Annotated in this window: 18 protein-coding genes; 4 read left to right on the forward strand and 14 right to left on the reverse strand. The window is 52.5% G+C overall.

The window, feature by feature from the left end; genetic code table 11:
* Nucleotides 1-2: 2 nt before the first annotated feature.
* From ACFQ0N_RS08200 to ACFQ0N_RS08220, 5 genes are all read right to left on the reverse strand, one after another.
* Nucleotides 3-923 carry an AAA family ATPase gene (locus tag ACFQ0N_RS08200; RefSeq protein ID WP_483874987.1) on the reverse strand — a complete coding sequence of 307 codons (921 nt, stop codon included), beginning with the start codon at nt 921-923 and terminating at the stop codon, nt 3-5.
* Between the two features lie 262 nt (nt 924-1,185).
* Nucleotides 1,186-1,656, reverse strand: a complete 471-nt coding sequence (gene bcp / locus ACFQ0N_RS08205; protein WP_379324726.1) for a thioredoxin-dependent thiol peroxidase — start codon at nt 1,654-1,656, stop codon at nt 1,186-1,188.
* 69 nt (nt 1,657-1,725) lie between these two features.
* Nucleotides 1,726-2,520, reverse strand: coding sequence for an ABC transporter permease (locus ACFQ0N_RS08210; RefSeq protein WP_379324728.1), 795 nt, complete (start codon nt 2,518-2,520; stop codon nt 1,726-1,728).
* 6 nt (nt 2,521-2,526) lie between these two features.
* Entirely contained in the window at nt 2,527-3,321 is a 795-nt protein-coding gene (locus ACFQ0N_RS08215) for an ABC transporter permease (RefSeq protein ID WP_379324730.1), read from the reverse strand.
* Nucleotides 3,314-4,366: an ABC transporter ATP-binding protein gene (locus ACFQ0N_RS08220; RefSeq protein ID WP_379324732.1), complete on the reverse strand. Its 1,053-nt coding sequence runs from the start codon at nt 4,364-4,366 to the stop codon at nt 3,314-3,316. Before ACFQ0N_RS08220 ends, ACFQ0N_RS08215 begins: the two co-directional genes overlap by 8 nt.
* 213 nt (nt 4,367-4,579) lie before the next feature.
* On the opposite strand from ACFQ0N_RS08220, the gene ACFQ0N_RS08225 reads away from it, so the two are divergent.
* Entirely contained in the window at nt 4,580-5,656 is a 1,077-nt protein-coding gene (locus tag ACFQ0N_RS08225) for an LCP family protein (protein WP_379324734.1), read from the forward strand.
* A 99-nt stretch (nt 5,657-5,755) separates the two neighbouring features.
* Nucleotides 5,756-7,081, forward strand: coding sequence for a glutamate-1-semialdehyde 2,1-aminomutase (locus ACFQ0N_RS08230; protein WP_379324736.1), 1,326 nt, complete (start codon nt 5,756-5,758; stop codon nt 7,079-7,081).
* Between the two features lie 285 nt (nt 7,082-7,366).
* Here the strand turns inward: ACFQ0N_RS08230 and ACFQ0N_RS08235 are convergent, their stop codons facing one another.
* The 4 genes from ACFQ0N_RS08235 to ACFQ0N_RS08250 form a co-directional block, all read right to left on the reverse strand.
* Nucleotides 7,367-8,221 (reverse strand): inositol monophosphatase family protein, encoded by an 855-nt coding sequence (locus ACFQ0N_RS08235; protein ID WP_379324738.1) that lies wholly within the window; start codon nt 8,219-8,221, stop codon nt 7,367-7,369.
* Between the two features lie 244 nt (nt 8,222-8,465).
* The gene (locus tag ACFQ0N_RS08240; protein WP_379325383.1) at nt 8,466-8,777 is read right to left on the reverse strand and encodes a hypothetical protein; all 312 of its coding nucleotides are present in this window, start codon (nt 8,775-8,777) and stop codon (nt 8,466-8,468) included.
* Nucleotides 8,778-8,851: 74 nt separating this feature from the next.
* On the reverse strand, nt 8,852-9,949 hold the full coding sequence (locus ACFQ0N_RS08245) for a D-alanine--D-alanine ligase (protein ID WP_379324740.1): 1,098 nt from the start codon (nt 9,947-9,949) through the stop codon (nt 8,852-8,854).
* Between the two features lie 52 nt (nt 9,950-10,001).
* Nucleotides 10,002-11,189, reverse strand: coding sequence for an amidase domain-containing protein (locus ACFQ0N_RS08250; RefSeq protein ID WP_379324742.1), 1,188 nt, complete (start codon nt 11,187-11,189; stop codon nt 10,002-10,004).
* Between the two features lie 214 nt (nt 11,190-11,403).
* On the opposite strand from ACFQ0N_RS08250, the gene acnA reads away from it, so the two are divergent.
* Nucleotides 11,404-14,121, forward strand: a complete 2,718-nt coding sequence (gene acnA, locus ACFQ0N_RS08255) for an aconitate hydratase AcnA (protein WP_379324744.1) — start codon at nt 11,404-11,406, stop codon at nt 14,119-14,121.
* Nucleotides 14,122-14,189: 68 nt separating this feature from the next.
* Here the strand turns inward: acnA and ACFQ0N_RS08260 are convergent, their stop codons facing one another.
* Together ACFQ0N_RS08260 and ACFQ0N_RS08265 are read right to left on the reverse strand one after the other, a co-directional pair.
* Nucleotides 14,190-15,167 carry a BadF/BadG/BcrA/BcrD ATPase family protein gene (locus tag ACFQ0N_RS08260; protein WP_379324746.1) on the reverse strand — a complete coding sequence of 326 codons (978 nt, stop codon included), beginning with the start codon at nt 15,165-15,167 and terminating at the stop codon, nt 14,190-14,192.
* A 40-nt stretch (nt 15,168-15,207) separates the two neighbouring features.
* Nucleotides 15,208-15,969, reverse strand: coding sequence for an IclR family transcriptional regulator (locus tag ACFQ0N_RS08265; protein ID WP_379324748.1), 762 nt, complete (start codon nt 15,967-15,969; stop codon nt 15,208-15,210).
* 234 nt (nt 15,970-16,203) lie between these two features.
* On the opposite strand from ACFQ0N_RS08265, the gene ACFQ0N_RS08270 reads away from it, so the two are divergent.
* Entirely contained in the window at nt 16,204-17,352 is a 1,149-nt protein-coding gene (locus tag ACFQ0N_RS08270) for an alpha/beta hydrolase (protein ID WP_379324750.1), read from the forward strand.
* Between the two features lie 70 nt (nt 17,353-17,422).
* Here ACFQ0N_RS08270 and folE read toward each other — a convergent pair whose 3' ends face one another.
* The 3 genes from folE to queG form a co-directional block, all read right to left on the reverse strand.
* A complete protein-coding gene (gene folE / locus ACFQ0N_RS08275) occupies nt 17,423-18,016 on the reverse strand; it encodes a GTP cyclohydrolase I FolE (protein ID WP_379324752.1) in 594 nt (197 codons plus the stop codon).
* Between the two features lie 46 nt (nt 18,017-18,062).
* Nucleotides 18,063-18,281, reverse strand: a complete 219-nt coding sequence (locus ACFQ0N_RS08280; protein ID WP_379324754.1) for a YneF family protein — start codon at nt 18,279-18,281, stop codon at nt 18,063-18,065.
* Between the two features lie 82 nt (nt 18,282-18,363).
* Entirely contained in the window at nt 18,364-19,539 is a 1,176-nt protein-coding gene (gene queG, locus ACFQ0N_RS08285; RefSeq protein ID WP_379324756.1) for a tRNA epoxyqueuosine(34) reductase QueG, read from the reverse strand.
* Nucleotides 19,540-19,553 lie beyond the last annotated feature (14 nt).

Consider the following 19,553-nt stretch of genomic DNA (forward strand, 5'->3'; position numbering starts at 1 on the left):
GCTTAGCCCTCTGCCGTTAGCGCTGTTTGCGTCAGCAGCTTGCGCAGCAGCCCAGTTGGCGCAGCTCCATCTAAAAGAGCCTCGTCGCGCATTAGGAGCCGGTGAATCAGTACAGCCTCGGCTGTCCCCTTGAGATCATCCGGCACAACGTAATCCCGGCCGTCCAGGTAGGCCATCGCTTTCGCCGCCTTAATCCAGTCGCGCGTAGCGCGCGGGCTGGCGCCCAGCTCAAGCTCTGCCGCCGTCCGGGTAGCGCATACGACATTCACCGCATATTCCAGCAGCCGCTCATTGATATAAATCCGCCCTACATCGCGCTGCATGCGGAGCCATTCTTCGGGAATGATGATAGGGCGCAGCTGATCAGGGTGGACAGGCTTACGCTCTTCGCCGGCATTGCTCAACATTTGCACCTCATACTCCGGAGCAGGGTATCCGATTGATAAGCGCATAATAAACCGGTCCAGCTGCGCTTCCGGCAGCGGATATGTCCCCTCGTCGCGCAGCGGGTTTTGGGTAGCGAGCAGCATAAAAGGAAGGGGCAAAAGCATCGTTTCCCCGTCTGCAGTTACACTGCGCTCCTCCATCGCCTCCAATAAAGCCGATTGCGTGCGCGGCGGAGTCCGGTTGATTTCATCCGCCAGCACAATATTAGCCATCAACGGACCCGGGCGAAACACAAGCTCGCCGCGCCCCGCATCCCACATCATCCCGCCCGAGACATCCGCAGGCAGCATGTCGGCGGTAAATTGAATGCGCCGGAACTGGCCGCCCATTACCCGCGCAATTGCCCGTGCCAGCTGCGTCTTGCCGACACCGGGCACGTCCTCAAGCAGCACATGTCCACCAGCCAGCAATGCTGCAAACGTCAGCTTAACGACGTCCGGCTTGCCCAGCAGCACACGATTGACCTTGCCCAGCATCAGCTTCAGCAATTGCTGCGAAGCAGCCGACCATGCCGCCTCCTCTTCATCGGCAGCCCCTCCTGCCTGCCGAACCTCCTCATTTTCTCTCATCCATATTTGCGGAATCATCGCATCCAGCTCCCTTATCGATCGTCTCTATCAGCTTCGCCATAAATAGCGATATTTACACTTGCCGGCTGCTAGATTTGCGCTGGAGACATGCGAAAGGGCTACCCCGATAGTAGAAATGCTCTACTTCAAGATAGCCCCTGCCATTATACTAATTCGTTTCACTGACCGCAGCCAGCACGGCCTGCACATGCCCTTTTACGCGTATATTGCGCCATTCCCGCACGAGCACCCCTTGCTCATCGATCAAAAAGGTCGAGCGAACCAGCCCCATATATTCCCGGCCGTACAGCTTTTTCAACTGCCAGACGCCATACAGCTCGCATACTTTATGATCGGGATCGGAGAGCAGCTCGAACGGCAAACCATACTTGGCGATAAACCGGTCATGCGTCGCCGCCTTGTCGATGCTGATCCCCAGTATAATCGCGTTGTAATTATTAAAATCCGCATTTGCATCGCGAAAATCACAAGACTGCTGCGTGCATGCCGGCGTTAAATCCTTTGGATAAAAATATAACACGACCTTGCGCCCCGCATAATCGCCGAGTGAAATTTCTTTTCCGCCGGACGCGGGCAGCGTAAACAGCGGCGCCTTCTGCCCGACTATTGCTTTCGCCATTACACCTCACCCCTTCCGTCAGTATCCCTCTAGTTTGAGCGAAATAACCGGCAGGGTCAAGCCCGGGCTCTAGGAACCGGCGCCGCGATAACGTTTAATGCCGCGATTCCAGACGAACAAGCCGATCGCCAGCACGGCGAGGCCTACAAGCGGAGTTAACAAAGCAAGCGAAGCGAGCTCGTCTTCCTTGCGTTCCAAAAAGTACGAAGCCGGAATGACGCCGACAAAGGCAAACGGCAAAACCCAGGTCAGCAGGAAACGAATCGTCTTATTGTAAATACTGACCGGATAGCGCCCATAGTTCTGTACATTGTACATCAGCGGCAGTATGCCTGTCGGCGCGTCGGAATAAAAAGAAATGGCCGTCAGCGCAGTATACAGCCCTGCATATACAAGCACTGCGCCTATCACGAAAACAACAAGCATCAAAATATCGAGCGGCACAAACGGCAAGCCAAGCTCGCCCCAGCTGACCGCCATAATGATGACGCCAACCAGAGAGCCGAACAGCGAAGGCGGGTCCATATTTTCCAGCAAAATTTGATAGAGATTGTACGCCGGCCTCGTCAGGACGCGGTCCATTTCGCCCTTCACAATGTACCGCTCACTGAAATTCCACAAGTTAAAAAACGTTCCGAAAATGCCATAAGGAACCATAAAGAAACCGTAAACGAACACGACTTCGGCTTCCGACCAGCCGCCAAGCGAAGGCGTATGCTGAAAAACAATGAGGATAAAGATCAAATTCAAGCCCTGAAAAAGCAAGTCGGATAAAACTTCGATCCAAAAATCAGCACGGTAAGTCAATCTGGTCTTCGCATAATTTTTCAGATATTCCCAACACAGCCCTAAATAAAATAGCATTTTGTTCTAGCCTCCTTGCACAAACAGCCGCGTGCGGGCCCGCCGCCATATCAGCAAAATCGGAATGATAAGCACGGCGAACCAGACAATCTGCAGGCCTAGTACATGAAGCGCTTCTCCCTCTGCTGTACGGCCTGTAAATACCGAGCTCGGCAAATAGGTAATCGCCTGGAAGGGAAACCATTTCATCACTGCAGCAAGCCAGCCGGGGAAAAAGGAGATCGGAATAATCACGCCGGAAAACAAATCGACGAGCACCCTTTTCATCCGCAGCATGCCTTCATTATTTTCTACAAAGAACGCGAACAAACCGGTCAGCATATTGAGCTGTGTATTGATCAGAAAGCTGAACAGCAGCATAACCAAATAAATAAGCCATATTGCCGGATCGGTCGGCAGCTTCACCGGAAACAGCAGGCAGACGATGACCAGCCCCGGCACCATAAACAGCAGAAGGCGGAAAATGCCTTCGCCAAAGCCCTGCATTAGCTTCACTATCAAATAAGAGTAAGGCCGGATAAATTGAATGGCTACACTGCCGTCACGAATTTCATTCGCGATTTCCCGGTCGAGATTGTTGAAGTAAAAGGCCCGCGCCATCCAGGACACGGCAACGTACGTCGTCATCTGTGCCAGTGTAAACCCGCCCAGTTGCTCCTGCTCGCCATAGATTGCAGCCCACAGAAAATAATAAGCGCCAATGTTAATGGCATAAATAACTATACCGCTATAATAATTAACCCGATAAGCGAGCATCATCAGGAAACGGATGCGAATCAGGTCCAAATACGCACTAGCCATGCAGCACCGGCTCCTTCTGAGCCAGCTTTTCTGTCGCTTCGCGCGAGGCAGTGCCGGACTGATAAATTTCACGGACGATTTCATCTGTATTGGTCTCTACAATTTTGATGTCGCGAATGTTCGCTCCGCCGCCAACCACGCGCGCCAGCGCCTCGGACACATTGACCGCATGCGGCAGCCACATCTTGGCTGTCATTTCCTCCGCCGTCCAGACGACTTCAGGCAGCCCTTCCGTCAGGCGGCGCAGCTCCAGCAGCTTCGGTACCTGGGCAAATTGAAAATGAATTTCCCGTCCTCTGCTCCAGCGCGTCTTCAGCTCGTCCAAACCGCCGTCATAAATAATGCGCCCATCGTCCAGCATAATGACGCGCGAGCATAAAGCATCGATATCCTGCAAATCATGGGTCGTCAGCAGAATCGTCGTTCCGTACTCGCGATTAATTTTTTGCAAAAATTCGCGAATTTCGGTCTTTACCATAATATCAAGCCCGATCGTCGGCTCGTCCAAAAACAATATCGACGGATTATGCAGCAAGGAGGCGACAAGCTCGCAGCGCATCCGCTGGCCGAGACTCAGCTTGCGCACAGGCCGGTTAAGCAGCTCCACCAGCTGCAGCCGCTCTACCAGCTCATCCAGCCGCTTGCGGAAGTCCTCCTCCGGCACTCTATACACCTTGCGCAGCAGCTGAAACGATTCTATTACCCCAATATCCCACCATAGCTGGCTGCGTTGCCCGAACACAACGCCTATGCCGCGTACAAATTTTTCCCGCTCTTTATATGGAACGTAGCCATTGACCCGCAAATGGCCGGAGGTCGGCACAAGGATGCCTGTCAGCATCTTGATCGTGGTCGATTTTCCCGCTCCGTTTTCACCGATATAACCGCATATTTCCCCTTGCGGAATTTGGAAGGAAATATCCTTTACCGCTGTAATTTCATTGTACTCCCGTTTGAACAGATCCTTTAAAGCGCCTCCCAGGCCGGAACGGTTCTTCTGCACCCGGAATTGCTTGCGCAAATCTTTGACATCAATAGCCAGCATTAGATTTTCCTATACTCCTTCCGCTCGACATTTCCTGGGAAATGTCGGTCTTATTCGATTTCTTATATTTCCTGAAAAACTTGCGTCACTATGACTTGCATTCTATAATTTTATGATACGTTATAATACAGCAGTTCCTGCTTGACGTAAATGCCGCTTCCTGCATCCAGCATTACAGGACTTCAATCCTGCACGATTGAATGGAGGTTCGCCATGTCCAGGATAGAAAAGTACAAGCAACAGAAGGCAGCCAACAAGCTGAAATTAAAAAAGCCATGGCTGTATACATTAATCGGCGCAGGCGTACTATTGCTTGCTGTTCTTATTTTTGCCGGTTATCAATTATTAGGCACTTATAACGCCTTGGACAGTCTCAATCAGCCAAAAGAAAACATTCCGATCGGGCATCATGAAGAAGACGAGACGATGAAGCCTAATGAATGGAATGGTACGGAACGGGTCAATATTTTATTGCTTGGCGGCGACAATCGCGGAGTTCAGCAGGGTGACAAGGCACGCTCAGACTCCATGCTTGTCTTATCCTTGGATCCGGCAACGAAAAAAATTCATCTGCTCTCTGTGCTGCGCGATTCGTATATTCCGATTGAAGGCTATGGCGACAGAAAGGCCAATGAGGCATTAGCCCTGGGCGGCCCTAATCTCGCAATGAGAACGATCGGAAACATGCTCGGCCTCGACATTCAATATTATGTCTACACCGACTTTGAAGGCTTCAAATCACTTATCGACGCTATTGGCGGCATTGACTTCTATGTCGAAAAAAACATGAAATATACCGACAACGCAGACGGCAATCGCTATGACATCAATTTGCAAAAAGGACAGCAGCTGCTTAATGGCGACATGGCGCTGCAATATGTCCGCTTCCGCCATGACAAGCTCAGCGATTTCACGCGCACCGAGCGGCAGCGCAATCTGCTCTCTGCTGTAGCCGATAAGCTGAAATCTGGCTGGAGCCTGCTGCAGATGAAGGAAATTACCGAAAGCATCGCTCCCTATATCCAATCTAATCTCGAGCCTTCCGATATGCTGGAGCTGGCCAAGCTCGGCATACAAAGCCAGATGGCCGGCTCGCTGCAGGTTCCGCCAATGAACATGATCAGCGACCAAAGAGTTGGTCAGCAGGCCGTGCTTATGATCAGCAATGCTGACAAGCTGCGCGAATTTGTCGCCGAAGCGCTGACTTCAGCAAGCTCCGGCACAATGGAGGATCAAGGCAGCGATGGCGGCTCCATTTCTGTCAATAGCGGCAAGGCTGAGGGCCCATAGTTTCTGAGGCGAGGCTTTTGATCTGTCTGATCAACCGGCTTCGCCTCTCCCTTATTTCTAACTATAGCACATACGTTCGCTAATGAGGAGGATTTTTTTATGACTCAAGCTCAATCGCGCCCGCGTTCTGCACAGCTTTATGCTGAAGCGCTCGAGCATATTGTCGGCGGCGTCAACAGCCCGTCCCGCTCATTCAAAGCGGTCGGCGGCGGTGCCCCAGTATTTATGGAGCGCGCGGCAGGTGCTTATTTTTATGATGTGGATGGCAACCGCTACATCGACTACTTGTGCGCCTATGGCCCGATCATCACAGGCCATGCTCATCCGCATATTACGGCAGCCATCACCAAAGCCGCGCAAAACGGCACCCTTTACGGCACACCGACCGAATTGGAAATTACGCTGGCCCGGATGCTCAAAGCCGCGATTCCGTCAATGGATAAAGTGCGGTTCGTCAACTCCGGCACCGAAGCGGTCATGACAACCATTCGCGTCGCCCGCGCCTATACAAACCGCACCAAAATTGTAAAATTCGCCGGCTGCTACCACGGCCATTCCGATCTGGTGCTCGTCGCTGCTGGTTCCGGCCCCTCGACGCTTGGCATACCTGACAGCGCAGGCATCCCGGCCAGCATTGCCCAAGAGGTCATCACCGTCCCATTCAACAGCATTGAAGGGCTGCGGCAGGCGCTGGAACGCTGGGGCGACGATGTGGCGGCCGTTATGGTCGAGCCGATCGTCGGCAACTTCGGCATGGTGATGCCTGAGCCGGGCTTCCTCGAGCAATTGTGCAAGCTGACTCGCGATGCAGGGGCACTCGTTATTTATGACGAAGTGATTAGCGCTTTTCGCTTCCATTACGGCGCTGCCCAAACCTTCCACACTTTTCCGGATCAGCAAGCGATCGAGCCGGATTTGACCGCACTCGGAAAAATTATCGGCGGCGGTCTGCCGATCGGCGCTTATGGCGGCCGAAAACAAATAATGGAGCAGGTGGCGCCGCTTGGCCCTGCCTATCAAGCGGGCACGATGGCCGGCAATCCCGCCTCGATCGCCGCTGGCATCTCTTGTCTGGAAGTACTGCAGCAGCCCGGCGTTTATGAAGAGATGGACCGTTTGGCACAGCAATTGAGCGATGGTCTTGCCGCAGCGGCAGCCCGTTGGAGCATCCCGCTTACAATCAACCGCATTCGCGGCTCGCTGTCGACGCATTTTTGCAATCATCCCGTCACGAACTACGATGAAGCATTAGATACAGACGGCGAACAGTTCGCCCGCTTTTTCCGGCTTATGCTGGATCAAGGCATCTGTCTGGCACCTTCAAAGTATGAAGCCTGGTTCCTTACAACCGCTCATACCGAGGCTGATATCGCCGAAACTGTCGCCGCGGCGGATCATGCGTTCCGGATGATGAGCCAAGCTTAAGCGGCCTACTTGGAGGCATGCGGACGGACACACGATCCGTTATTTACTCCAAAAACAGGCCATTGGAGGGGTTCGCGGACAGAGGATCCGTTATTTGCATCATTGGCCTGATTTTCGCGGTGATTTGAGGGAAATTACGGAACCAGGGTCCGCCGCCCTCCCATTTTGGCACGTTTGTTCACAGATAACGGATCTACGGTCCGCTCAGGTCCGATCGGGGCCGCTCGGCAGCCCAAAAAAAAGCTTGAACAGAAGCATTTCTTCTGCTCAAGCTTTTTTCCATAACTAATTTGCCGCACCGGCCTTATTCAACTGCTCCAGCATCGCATCGTGGATATGGCCATTGGTCGCCAGAACATTGCGAACGCCCAGATGATAGCTCGTCCCCGAAGTGTCGGTTACTTTGCCTCCGGATTCGGCAACCAGCAGCGCTCCTGCCGATAAATCCCAGGCGTTCAGGCCGATTTCCCAGAATCCACTCAAGCGTCCCGCAGCTACATAGGCAAGATGCAGCGCCGCCGAGCCGCCGGAGCGAATATTGCGCACTTGCGGCACGAGCGCCTGCAGCCCCTTCATATTGAGCGGCTGTGCATAGTGCGGGTCCGGCGGAAAGCCGGTCGCGATCAAGCTCTCGCCTAATGCCGCCTCGTCGGATACGCTCATTTTTCGTCCATGCACATAGGCGCCCTTGCCCTTCTCGGCGACGAACAGCTCGTCCCGCATCGGATCATAAACAACGCCTACTAATACTTCGCCGCGGTGAGCCAGTGCGATTGATACAGAGAAGAACGGGAAGCCATGCACGAAATTTGTCGTACCGTCAACAGGATCGACAATCCACAAATAATCCGCATCTTTCACATTATGCAGCGCCTTCGTCGACGCCTCCGGCCCCGGCTCCACCCCTTCCTCGCCGAGAAAAGAATGGTCGGGAAAATGGGTCATAATCAAATTGCGGATCATTGCTTCTGATCCTTTATCGACTTCTGTCACAAGGTCTTGTCCAGAATATTTCATCTTTAATGTTGTATAGTTGCCCAGCTTTGTTTTAATCCATTCGCCTGCTTTAGCCGCGCAATTAATCGCTACAGCGGTAAAGCTCTTACTTCCTACCGCAAAGCTTTGTTGCTGATCACTCACGGTTTATCACACTACTTTCCTATGAGTTCAGTTTTTTCATACTTTCTACTATACGTAGTCTATTCTTCAAAGTTTCGCCCAAATATATGGATCGATAGCTTTCTAGCGCGTATCGTATAATGCTAACCAGTATTGCCAATATTACAGCTGATATCCTGCTGCTCGCAAATGAAGCAACCGCTCGCCTGAAATCAGGGAGCGGTCAAGGAAATTGCAGCTTGTCCTAAGTTAGACGCCGACAATGTTAATCACCAAAGTAAAGCTCATGTGCCAGCGCTGTCAGCATCTTGGCCTCTTCGTCATTCAGCTTGCGGACAAGATCCATCTCCACGGCCGTCACTTCTTCACCTTGAAAATTAATTTCCGCGATTGAAGCAGAAATGCGCACAATGGCGATTGCTTCGTCTTCCGGGGTGTATGCTACAACCTTCTGGCCTGTCGGATAGACACGGAAGCCGCTTTTCACCATTTTGCACTTGCCGTACTCCAACAGCTCGTACAATTCTTGACCATTCTTAAACTTGCAAACAGAATTAAATTCGGTTGCGAATCCCATCGCTCCTGCCTCCGTTCTCAGTCCAATTTTTAGGAGCGGAGCTTGGCCGGCAAGCTCCGCCGCTCTCTCCATCATCAGGCATTATCGCCGCAGTAGTCAAGGCGCTGTTTGTCTTCGTATCTGGCAATAGCAAGTTCGATCAAAGTATCCAGCAGTTCAGCATAGGATACGCCCGACTCCTTCCACATAAGCGGATACATGCTGATCGGAGTAAAGCCGGGCATCGTATTCACTTCATTAATATAAATCCGGCCGTCGGTCTTGTGCAAAAAGAAATCAACACGCGACAGCCCGGAGCCGTCAATGGCCTGAAAAGCGCGTACGGCCAACTCCCGTATTTCCTCCGCCGTCCCCTCCGGCAGACTCGCCGGAATATGCAGCTGCGACTTGCCGTCGATATATTTGGCCTTATAGTCGTAGAAGTCGTTGGAAGGAGATATTTCTCCAGGAACTGAAGCCTGCGGCTCATCGTTGCCAAGCACGCTTACTTCAATTTCCCGGGCATCGATAAACTCTTCGACAATAACCTTGCGATCGAAGCGGAGAGCGTAATTAATTGCCGCAATCAGCTCCTCCCGGTCGCGAGCCTTCGATATGCCGACACTCGAACCAAGATTCGCCGGTTTAATAAAGCAAGGATAGCCGAGAGCGATTTCGATTTCCATAATGAAAAAGGCCGGGTCCTTCTCCCACTGCAGCCGGTTAAAGTACCGATATAAACATTGCGGCAAGCCTTCGTGGGCAAATACCTTTTTCATAAGCACCTTATCCATTCCTACAGCAGAAGCCAGCACGCCGGCACCTACATATGGAATGTCCGCCATTTCCAGCATGCCTTGAATCGTGCCATCTTCTCCAAATGTACCGTGCAGCAGCGGAAATACCAAATCGACTGCCTTTTGCTGATTCGCCAGCCCGCTGAAAAGCGGCAATATGGCGTCAGTGCCTTGAAGAGCAGCTTCATCCGCCAGATGCAATTCCTGCAGCTCTTGCGGCGGTGCGGCAAGAAACCCGCCTGCGCGCCATTCTCCGGATTTTGTAATATAGAAAGGCTTGATGACATACTTGTCGTAGTTAAATGCTTTCATTACCGCTAATGCGGTCTGCAGCGACACTTCATGTTCGCCTGAGCGTCCCCCGTAAATCAGGCCAACGCGAACCTTTTCCCCCATGATTAATCCTCCGGTTGCAAATAATCTCCATGAACAGCCTTCCGCACATTATTTATAATTCATCAGCAATATGAAAGAAGCGGTAGCGCGTCTGTTCCGTCCAGGCATAGGAATCTCGGTAGTCCCAATAACGGTGACGGCTCGCAACAGTATTCGCATTAACAAGCGGCATGCCGCTGGAATCAAATGCAGTCACAATTGTACTATGCTGGTAACGGCCATCGCCGCTCCAATCATAAATAATGACATCGCCAAGTGACAGCAGATCGGGCGATTCTACTGCAACTGCCCGGAGTCCTGTTTCCCTCGCTGCGGACAAAAATTGCTGCAGCGATCCGGCTACTGCCCAGCTGTATGACCACATCTCCCGCTTGCCGCTATAGCCGCGATACCACCATCCCGATTCCCTTTTACCAGTATAGTTCATTGGCGCTTGCCCTGCAAAGAGGCATTGGGACACATAATTTGTGCAGTTCACTTCAAAATTTTCATAATCAGGGTTCGGTTTATTCCACCATTGGTCCGCATAAGCTGCAGCTAAATCACGCCGGTAAAAAACACTATTTCTTCCTTGTTTGAAATTCGCCAATATGTCGTAATTTAAGTATGGGATTGAACCGATGTTACGCAAAACCTCCAGCGTTTCATCTTCCTCCAATTCCTTGCTTTGCCTAGAACTGTAACGCGGTCTGCGCTCCAGCACGAGCGGCTCGATTCGAATTATGCTGTAGCCGCCGCTTTCGTCAATCGCAAGCCACAGCCGTTCTCGCTCGTATCGTTCTTCAGCATAGCTGCGCCCGTATTGCTCGATCGTTCGCGCAATGTGCAGCTCAAGCAATAAAGTTACTTCACCTCCCCGCAGCGGCTCGTTTACCCGCTGCAGACTGGCATGCGTCTCGCTTCTTCTCGGGACGACATGGCGCCGCATCTCCGATTCTTTTAGACGGTCTAGACGGCGGTTCAGACGCTGCATATGATCACTGTCATTTACCAGCCGGCTGTACTTTGACGAATCCCGGTCAATCTCCATCTGGTTGTACAGTGTTACATACTCCTGAACAGCTGTTTTCCATTCTTTATGAATCGTAATCGACGGTTTCGGTAATGCGGCGTCGCCGTCTTGTGCAGTGGCAGCCGCCCTCAGCTCATCTTTTACCGATGAAATAACAGCCTTTTTCTGGTTTGCGGCCGGCTGCTTAGGCGTCTTCATTCTTTTCGTTTTGGTTCCCGTACGCCCCATGACCATTCCTCCCTGCAAAACTTTTGGACTGGCAAGTTGGTTCATTATATGAGAGCATGGGCAAATTCATGAGGATTGTGCAAAAACGACGAATGCATCTTTACGAAAGCACCGAAAAAGAGCTATACTAAGGATAGTTGTATTTTTGAAATTGTGTTTCACACTATGAAACACCCTCTCCGACACATTAATGATCTAGGAGGCGTTATTAACTATGGCAAAACAAAACGAATACAATGTCCGTACGTCCCTTGAAGTCGGCGGCAAGCAGTACGCTTATTACAGCCTGCAAGGACTTGAGGAGCAAGGCATTGGCAGCATCTCGAAGCTCCCTTTCTCCATTAAGGTTCTGCTTGAAGCCGCTATTCGCCAATTCGACGGCCGCGCCATTACGAAAGACCATGTCAAGCAATTGGCTACTTGGGCTGATGGCCGCGAGGACAAAGAGATTCCTTTCATTCCTGCCCGTATCGTATTGCAGGACTTTACCGGCGTACCGGTCGTTGTCGATTTGGCAGCGATGCGCGACACTGTAAAAAAAGCCGGTGGAGATCCTAAACAAATCAACCCGCTCGTTCCAGTTGATCTCGTAATTGACCACTCCGTTATGGTTGATGCTTTCGGCTCGCCAGAAGCGCTTGAGTACAACATGAACGTAGAGTTCGAACGCAATGAAGAGCGCTACCGCTTCTTGCGCTGGGCGCAAACGGCATTCGATAATTTCCGTGCCGTTCCTCCGGCGACTGGTATCGTTCACCAAGTTAACCTTGAGTATCTGGCATCTGTTGCCGCTACAAAAACCGTTGACGGCGAAACTGTCGTTTATCCGGATTCTCTGGTAGGTACTGACTCCCATACGACTATGATCAACGGTCTTGGCGTTGTCGGCTGGGGCGTAGGCGGTATCGAGGCAGAAGCAGGCATGCTTGGTCAGCCGTTGTACTTCGTTACACCGGAAGTTATCGGCTTCCGTCTGACTGGCAGCCTGGCAGAAGGCGCTACAGCTACTGACCTGGCGCTTACAGTTACTCAAATTTTGCGTAAAAAAGGCGTTGTCGGCAAGTTTGTCGAGTTCTTCGGCCCTGGCCTGTCCAACATCAGCCTTGAAGACCGTGCAACAGTAGCCAACATGGCTCCAGAGTACGGCGCTACAATCGGTTTCTTCCCGGTAGACGCCGAGTCGCTTGACTTCCTGCGCGCTACTGGCCGCAACGAAGAGCAAATCGCACTGGTAGAAGCTTATTACAAAGCGCAAGGCATGTTCCGCACGGACGACACGCCAGAGCCAGTGTTCACAGATATTGTAGAGCTTGACCTGTCGACGATCGTTCCGTCGCTTGCCGGCCCTAAACGTCCACAAGACCGTGTAGAGCTGACTGCGATGAAGCAATCTTTCAATGAAATTATCCGCACGCCGATCGACAAAGGCGGCTACGGCTTGTCCGATAGCAAAATCGGGCAAGTGGTTGACGTTAAGCATCCGAACGGCGCCGAAAGCAAAATGGGCACCGGCGCGGTTGTTATCGCGGCCATCACAAGCTGCACGAATACATCCAACCCAAGCGTTATGCTCGGAGCTGGTCTCGTAGCGAAAAAGGCAGTAGAGCGCGGCCTGACAAAACCGGCCTACGTCAAAAGCTCGCTGACACCGGGATCGCTGGTCGTTACCGAATACTTGAAAAAAGCCGGTCTGCTTCAGTCGCTAGAAGCACTTGGCTTCCACGTAGCGGGCTACGGCTGTGCAACTTGTATCGGCAACTCCGGTCCGCTGCCGGATGAAGTAAGCCAAGCAATCGCCGACAACGACATGACGGTAGCAGCTGTACTGTCCGGTAACCGCAACTTCGAAGGCCGCGTCCATGCGCAGGTTAAAGCCAACTACCTGGCATCTCCGCCGCTTGTCGTTGCTTACGCGCTGGCTGGCACAGTGAACATCGACCTGGCTAATGATCCGATCGGTTATGACCAGAACAATGCGCCGGTGTACCTGAAGGACATCTGGCCAACGAACCAGGAAATTCGCGATGCTGTCCGCGAGGCTGTTAACGCTGATATGTTCCGGGACAAATACGCCAATGTATTTACGCAAAACGAGCGCTGGAATGCAATCGATGTTCCGCAAGGCGAAAGCTACGAGTGGGATGCGAAATCGACTTACATTCAAAACCCGCCGTTCTTCGAAAATATCGGCGCAGGCATCAGCGATATGGCTGATATTACAGGCGCTAATGTACTGGCGCTGATGGGCGATTCCGTCACAACGGACCATATCTCCCCAGCCGGCAACATTAAGACGGACAGCCCTGCAGGCGAATACCTGACAAGCCACAACGTCGCTAAGAAAGACTTCAACTCTTACGGCTCCCGCCGCGGCAACCATGAAGTTATGATGCGCGGCACATTCGCCAACATCCGGATCCGCAACCAGGTTGCTCCTGGCACGGAAGGTGGCGTAACGAAGTATTTGCCAACGGACGAAGTGATGTCGATCTACGACGCTTCGATGAAATATCAAAACGAAAACAAAAACCTTGTCGTTATCGCCGGCAAAGAGTACGGTACAGGCAGCTCCCGCGACTGGGCGGCCAAAGGTACTTACTTGCTTGGCGTCAAAGCGGTTATCGCCGAAAGCTTCGAGCGTATCCACCGCTCCAACCTGGTAGGCATGGGCGTTCTGCCGCTGCAATTTGTAGACGGCCAAAGCTGGAACTCCCTTGGTATCACCGGCCGCGAGAAATTCGATATTGTTGGTCTCACTAACGATATTCAGCCTGGCGACACCGTGAAGGTGAACGCAACTCGCGAAGACGGCAGCACGTTCGAATTCCCTGTGCGCGTTCGTCTGGACTCCACCGTCGATATCGAGTACTATCGCAACGGCGGCATCCTGCAAACTGTATTGCGTCAAATGATTGCCGCTAACGCGAAGTAACAAAATAAAACCGAGTCAGAGTGCAAATTATCGCTCCCTGGCTCGGCTTTTTATTTATATGTATGACATTACCCCGCAGATTTCACATGCTTAAGCAGGTTAACTACAATTTCATCGCGAGCAGAAACGCCAACCTTCTCCAGGGCCATCAGAACGGCTCCAGCTACTGGTGAAAGCACAGGCTCCATTATGGTGTATTGCTTATCTGTAGCGGATTCGCATTCTTCCCGGAAACGCTCCTTCATATAGGGGCTATTGATGACACTTCCGATGCATGCAACCTGTATAGAATCGGAGCTGAAGCAGGCTCCAAGCATATGCACGCCGACGACGGCTTCATGAATTTTAAGGTTACAGACAGAACGCGCAAGCTCGCTTCCTTTCGCAGCGGCGGAGGTCACAATCGGAGCCATCCGCCCGAACCGCAAATTCCGCTCCTGCGGATCGGCCACAAATCCCTGCAAGGCTAAATGAAGGAGCTCCCGCATATCGCCGGCCTTCCAGTATTCGAGTATCTGCCTGACAAGCTCCGCATCAGACGCCCTGGTATGCCCCGCTAATATTTCATAAGTCGCCTCATAGGCGAGAAAACGTGCGGCGCTCGACGCATAATGATGCATATCGTCATTAAAGTGCTGTGATCCGTCTTCCGTTACCGCAAAAACAATGGAGCCGGTCCCCGAGATAAGCATAATTCCCGGCTTGGACATAAAAGCGCCGGCATGCGCAACTACAGCGTCATTAACATGCCACCGCGGACAAGTTAAACCCGGTACGGCCGTTAATTCCTCCACCCAAACCAAATCCTGATCGGAAGCCAGACCCGCTACTCCCGCCAGCAGCCCTGCTACTTGTTCAGGACTTCTGCCCGCTTTGGCCAGCGCATCGGCGATTCCTGCACGGACATTGCTCACCGCATTGGCATCCTTACGGATCGAAGCGGCACCGTGCTCGGCATAAGCCAGCACATTACCATACAGATCTGTCACCATAATCCGCGTATTGCTGCCTCCGCCGTCAATCCCAAGTACACAACGTTGTCCCATGCCTTCCTCCCATCAATTAACCTGTAATATTTATACAAATTTATCGAAACATCGTGCTCAGCCGACGGGCGCTCTCCATAATTGCTGGCACATGCTCACGCATGACCTCTGATGTCAGCCTGTTAGCTGGCCCTGAGACCGACAGCGCTGCCATCAGCTTATGTGAGGAGCGGCTGAACACCGGAGCAGCGACAGCTGCAGCGCCGCTCTCCCGCTCCTCAAAGCTCGTAGCAAAGCCGACTCGGCGTATATCCGCCAATTGCTCCCGGAAGAAAGCAGGATCGATCGTATCCGGCCATGACTCCTCAGCGAGCAATCTGGCCAGCAGCTCCGCCTGCACAGCCTGCTCTTCAAAGGCGATCAGCACTTTACTCGAAGCTCCCACATAAAGCGGCAGCCGCGCGCCTACCGGTGCAACGCGCCGTACAGCCTGGTTGCTCTGCACAGCCTGAATCCGAATCCGCTCAGCGCCATCCCGTATATATAAGCTGACGGTTTCTCCCAGCGTATCGCGCAGCCGCTCCATCTCCGGCAATGCCAGCACGGCCGGATCGTCCGCTCCGGACATGCTGGCCGACAGCTCCCATATCCGCAAGCCGAGGCGATACCGCTCCGAGAAACGATCTCTCGTTACAAAGCCTTTCTCTTCCAGCGTGGCCAGCATGCGGTGTACTGTACTTTTGTGCAGGCCTACCTTCTCCGCAAGCTCTGTCATTGCCCACTCATCTCTGACTGTAAAGCAAAGCAGCAGATCCAATGCCCGTTCTACTGCACGCACAGTCGTTTTTCCATCCTCGCCCATGCCTAGCCACCACCTTCGGATTCAGTTTCACGCTATGAAACCTTGTTACACCTAGTATACCTGATGAGAACTATTCTCGTAAAGATCAGATTACAACATATTGCTTATTTTACAGTCAGATTACAAGCGTTTAACATTATGTCGACATGCATTGACATAGAAGGCAGCAAGGACATAGGATAGGAGTATAGGACTATATGAAGCGCTTACAATTTTATAAGGAGGGGTTCTACCATGAGTTCTACTATTGCATCTTTGTTGCCTGCCGAAGGGAGCCTGATTCCCGGTCTGCCACCCTCTCCTGAACCTGTTTTGCAGCCTGTCGGCAAAGGCCAGCGCACACGCCGCAAACACTTTGCAATCGCTGCTTTATCGTCATTGGCCGCGCTGCTGTTTTTTGCTTTTATCGCCTTTCACGGCTATGTGGCTTGGATCATCGCCCATCCTTACGTAGCGCCGCTTACTTCCAATCCTAAGCTGGCCAAAGGACTGGCCTATAGCGATATATCATTTCCCAGCAAGAGCGGCCGCACGACCGTGCATGGCTGGTACATTCCGGCTAGCGCCGCCCGTAATCCGGGAGCCTTTCAGGTCGTGTCCGGCACAGGTACTCCCGCCGCGGATCGACAGCAATCGACAAATACTGCCGCGGTTATAACTGAGCCATCAGCAAGAACGGTCATCTTTAGTCATGGCTATGGCGCCAACCGCGAGGAAACATGGGTGCCGATGTACGAACTGGCTGCGCTGATGAATCGCCTGCACTACAATGTCATCATGTTTGACTATGGCTACGCCTCCTCTGTCGACCGTTCGCCGGCTACCGGCGGATATGAAGAGTCGCAGCAATTACTGGCCGCTATTGATTATGCCCGTGCACAAGGGACCAAAGAGCTTATCGTATGGGGCTTCTCCATGGGAGCAGGCACAGCGCTGCAAGCCGCGCTGCAAACGGATCAAATCGATGCCATGATTCTTGATAGCCTCTTTCTCCCGACGCCGGAATCGCTCTACGGCAATGTCACGCAATATCTTGAGCTGCCGAAGTTCCCTTCTTTGCCGCTTATTGAATGGATGCTCCCGTTCTGGACAGGAACCAATTTCAATCATATTCCTGCCGAGCATGTTATGAATAACGCTTATTCAATGCCGATCTTCATTATGCATGGCACGCAGGATGCCAAAGCTCCTGTCGATACAGCGAAGCAGATTGCCCATAGCCAGCACAACCCGTTATCGCAGCAATGGATCGTTGAGGGCGGCAAGCACGAGCTGCTGTTCCAGACCCGCCCGCGCGAATACATTCAGCGTGCAGCGCTGTTTTTAAGCCAAGTCAGCACTTCCGCCGAGTCAAGTGCTGCGAGTAAGAAAGAAGACATATAAACCGAAATATACAAAGCACCGCCTGCTGTTTGTTCAATCAACCTGCAGCAAGCGGTGCTTATTTCAATGCTTATTGTTTCAAGAGGGATAAGAATTCGGAACGAAGTGCAGGGTTCGCACGAAACTCGCCGCGCACCGCCGAAGTGACGGTCTTGCTGCCCGGCTTCTTCACACCGCGCGCGCACATGCATAGATGCTCCCCTTCCACAACGACCATAACGCCATGCGGCAGCAGCACTTCTTCAAGAATATCGGCAATTTGCGATGTAATCCGCTCCTGCACCTGCAGTCGGCGCGTAATCGCCTCTACCAGCCGTGCAAGCTTGCTAAGACCAGCAATTTTACCGCTTGGAATATAGCCGATATGCGCTTTTCCAAAAAATGGAGCCATATGATGCTCGCATTGACTGTAATAGACAATGTCCCGCACAATAACCAGCTCTTCATGCTGCTCATCAAAGGTCACGCCCAACACTTCGCGCGGGTCTACATCATAGCCGGCAAAAATCTCTTCATACATTCGCGTTACGCGAGCCGGTGTCTCAATCAAGCCTTCACGCTCAACATCTTCCCCGATCAGACGTAAAATTTCTTTCACATGATGCTCAATTTGCTCGCGATTGTCCGAAACGAGAGAATTGACGTAATCTTTCTTTCCCGCCATTTCATTCGCCCCTTCCTTGTATATATTACGGAGCTTGTCCGTATAATCAGCGGCGGCCGCCCTTATGATTCTTCATCATATTTTGCGCTTTTTGCAGCTGCTGTTTGTTCATATTGTAACCCATCTGCTTCGCCATCTTCTGCAGCATTTCCGGATTGCTCTGCATCCGCTCAAGCTGCTTGCGCAAATAGATAACGCCGATGAAGAAGCCGCCTACAGCGCCTAAAATAAGCGTTATAACCGCAACAATGATTGTCGTCCACATCCTAATCACCATACCCTACTAAATTTGTTCAAACTTGCACCTAATCATAGCATGTCACGCCTTTGGGAGCAACGATTTCGCATCATTCCGTTGCCGGTTTCTCGCCCGCCGCCTCGCCTGCTATCGCTGCAAGCGCCACTTCGATGGCCTTCAGCACCTGTTCATCCCGTTCAGCGCCTTGTGCAGCCTTAAGCGCCGCTTCCGCTTCCTCGCCGCCAATTCTCCCCAACGCCCATGCGGCCGTAGCCCGCAGCTCAAAGCGCGGATCGTCCTTCAATACCCCGGCTACATCCGGGACCGCGCTGCGTTCTTTAAAATTGCCCAGCGCGATCAGCGCATTCCGCTGAATTGGCTTGCGGCCGCGCCAGGCGGAAGACGTCATGCCGTACGTTTCTTTAAATTCCCGATTGCCCATCGTGAGTAACGGCACGAGCAACGGCTTTGCTTTCTCATTGTCCGGCTGCAGCTCCGGCTGATGCGTCCAATTTTTGCCGCGGTTCACCGGACAGACGACCTGGCAAGTATCGCAGCCATACAGCCGGTTGCCAATTTTACGCATAAACTCATCAGAGACCATCCCTTTTGTCTGCGTCACAAATGAGATACAGCGTTTGGCGTCGAGCTGTCCAGGGCCTACCAGCGCTCCCGTCGGACACGCATCAATGCAGGCCGTACAGTCGCCACAGCTATCTGTAATCGGTTTGTCCGGGGGAAGCGGCAAATTGGTAATCATCTCGCCTAGATAGACCCAGGAGCCAAATTCGGGCGTAATAATGGCGCAATTTTTGGCGCTCCAGCCTAGGCCTGCCCGCTCTGCAACAGCCCGATCCACCAGGGCGCCGGTATCCACCATACTTTCGGCCCGCAAGCCAGGCACACGCTCACGCAGCCAATTTTCCAGCTTGGCAAGCCGGTCGCGCAGCACAACATGATAATCTTGTCCCCATGCCGAGCGCGCCATAATGCCGCGCCTTGCCCCTGGTTGCGATTTGGGGGCGTCAATCAGCTTGGAAGGGTAAGCGATCGCAATCGCAATGATCGATTGCGGGTCGTCAAACAACAGGGACGGATCTGTCCGCTTATCAATATCCGGTTCTTCAAAGCCCGATTCCCTTCCCAGCTCCCGATGCCGCAGCAGCCGCTGCTTCATTTCAGTAAAAGGGGCCGCCGAAGCGACCCCGATTTTATCGATGCCCAAACTTGCCGCCGCTGCCTTCATTTCTGCTTTCAAACGATCCCAGGTCGTTTCGCTCTGCATCCAGCGTCACCTAC

Origin of the sequence: Paenibacillus sp. GCM10027626 (assembly GCF_042676285.1) — a bacterium.
GTDB lineage: Bacteria > Bacillota > Bacilli > Paenibacillales > Paenibacillaceae > Paenibacillus_Z.

Excerpts from the sequence above, each read along its gene's own strand:
- ACFQ0N_RS08210 (WP_379324728.1), bottom strand. The coding sequence starts at position 2,520 with ATGCTATTTTATTTAGGGCTGTGTTGGGAATATCTGAAAAATTATGCG.
- ACFQ0N_RS08245 (WP_379324740.1), bottom strand. The coding sequence starts at position 9,949 with ATGGGGGAAAAGGTTCGCGTTGGCCTGATTTACGGGGGACGCTCAGGC.
- ACFQ0N_RS08280 (WP_379324754.1), bottom strand. The coding sequence starts at position 18,281 with ATGTGGACGACAATCATTGTTGCGGTTATAACGCTTATTTTAGGCGCT.
- queG (WP_379324756.1), bottom strand. The coding sequence starts at position 19,539 with ATGCAGAGCGAAACGACCTGGGATCGTTTGAAAGCAGAAATGAAGGCA.
- ACFQ0N_RS08200 (WP_483874987.1), bottom strand. The coding sequence starts at position 923 with ATGCTGGGCAAGGTCAATCGTGTGCTGCTGGGCAAGCCGGACGTCGTT.
- ACFQ0N_RS08215 (WP_379324730.1), bottom strand. The coding sequence starts at position 3,321 with ATGGCTAGTGCGTATTTGGACCTGATTCGCATCCGTTTCCTGATGATG.
- ACFQ0N_RS08225 (WP_379324734.1), top strand. The coding sequence starts at position 4,580 with ATGTCCAGGATAGAAAAGTACAAGCAACAGAAGGCAGCCAACAAGCTG.
- ACFQ0N_RS08230 (WP_379324736.1), top strand. The coding sequence starts at position 5,756 with ATGACTCAAGCTCAATCGCGCCCGCGTTCTGCACAGCTTTATGCTGAA.
- ACFQ0N_RS08250 (WP_379324742.1), bottom strand. The coding sequence starts at position 11,189 with ATGGGGCGTACGGGAACCAAAACGAAAAGAATGAAGACGCCTAAGCAG.
- folE (WP_379324752.1), bottom strand. The coding sequence starts at position 18,016 with ATGGCGGGAAAGAAAGATTACGTCAATTCTCTCGTTTCGGACAATCGC.
- ACFQ0N_RS08265 (WP_379324748.1), bottom strand. The coding sequence starts at position 15,969 with ATGGGCGAGGATGGAAAAACGACTGTGCGTGCAGTAGAACGGGCATTG.
- bcp (WP_379324726.1), bottom strand. The coding sequence starts at position 1,656 with ATGGCGAAAGCAATAGTCGGGCAGAAGGCGCCGCTGTTTACGCTGCCC.
- ACFQ0N_RS08220 (WP_379324732.1), bottom strand. The coding sequence starts at position 4,366 with ATGCTGGCTATTGATGTCAAAGATTTGCGCAAGCAATTCCGGGTGCAG.
- acnA (WP_379324744.1), top strand. The coding sequence starts at position 11,404 with ATGGCAAAACAAAACGAATACAATGTCCGTACGTCCCTTGAAGTCGGC.
- ACFQ0N_RS08270 (WP_379324750.1), top strand. The coding sequence starts at position 16,204 with ATGAGTTCTACTATTGCATCTTTGTTGCCTGCCGAAGGGAGCCTGATT.
- ACFQ0N_RS08260 (WP_379324746.1), bottom strand. The coding sequence starts at position 15,167 with ATGGGACAACGTTGTGTACTTGGGATTGACGGCGGAGGCAGCAATACG.
- ACFQ0N_RS08240 (WP_379325383.1), bottom strand. The coding sequence starts at position 8,777 with ATGGGATTCGCAACCGAATTTAATTCTGTTTGCAAGTTTAAGAATGGT.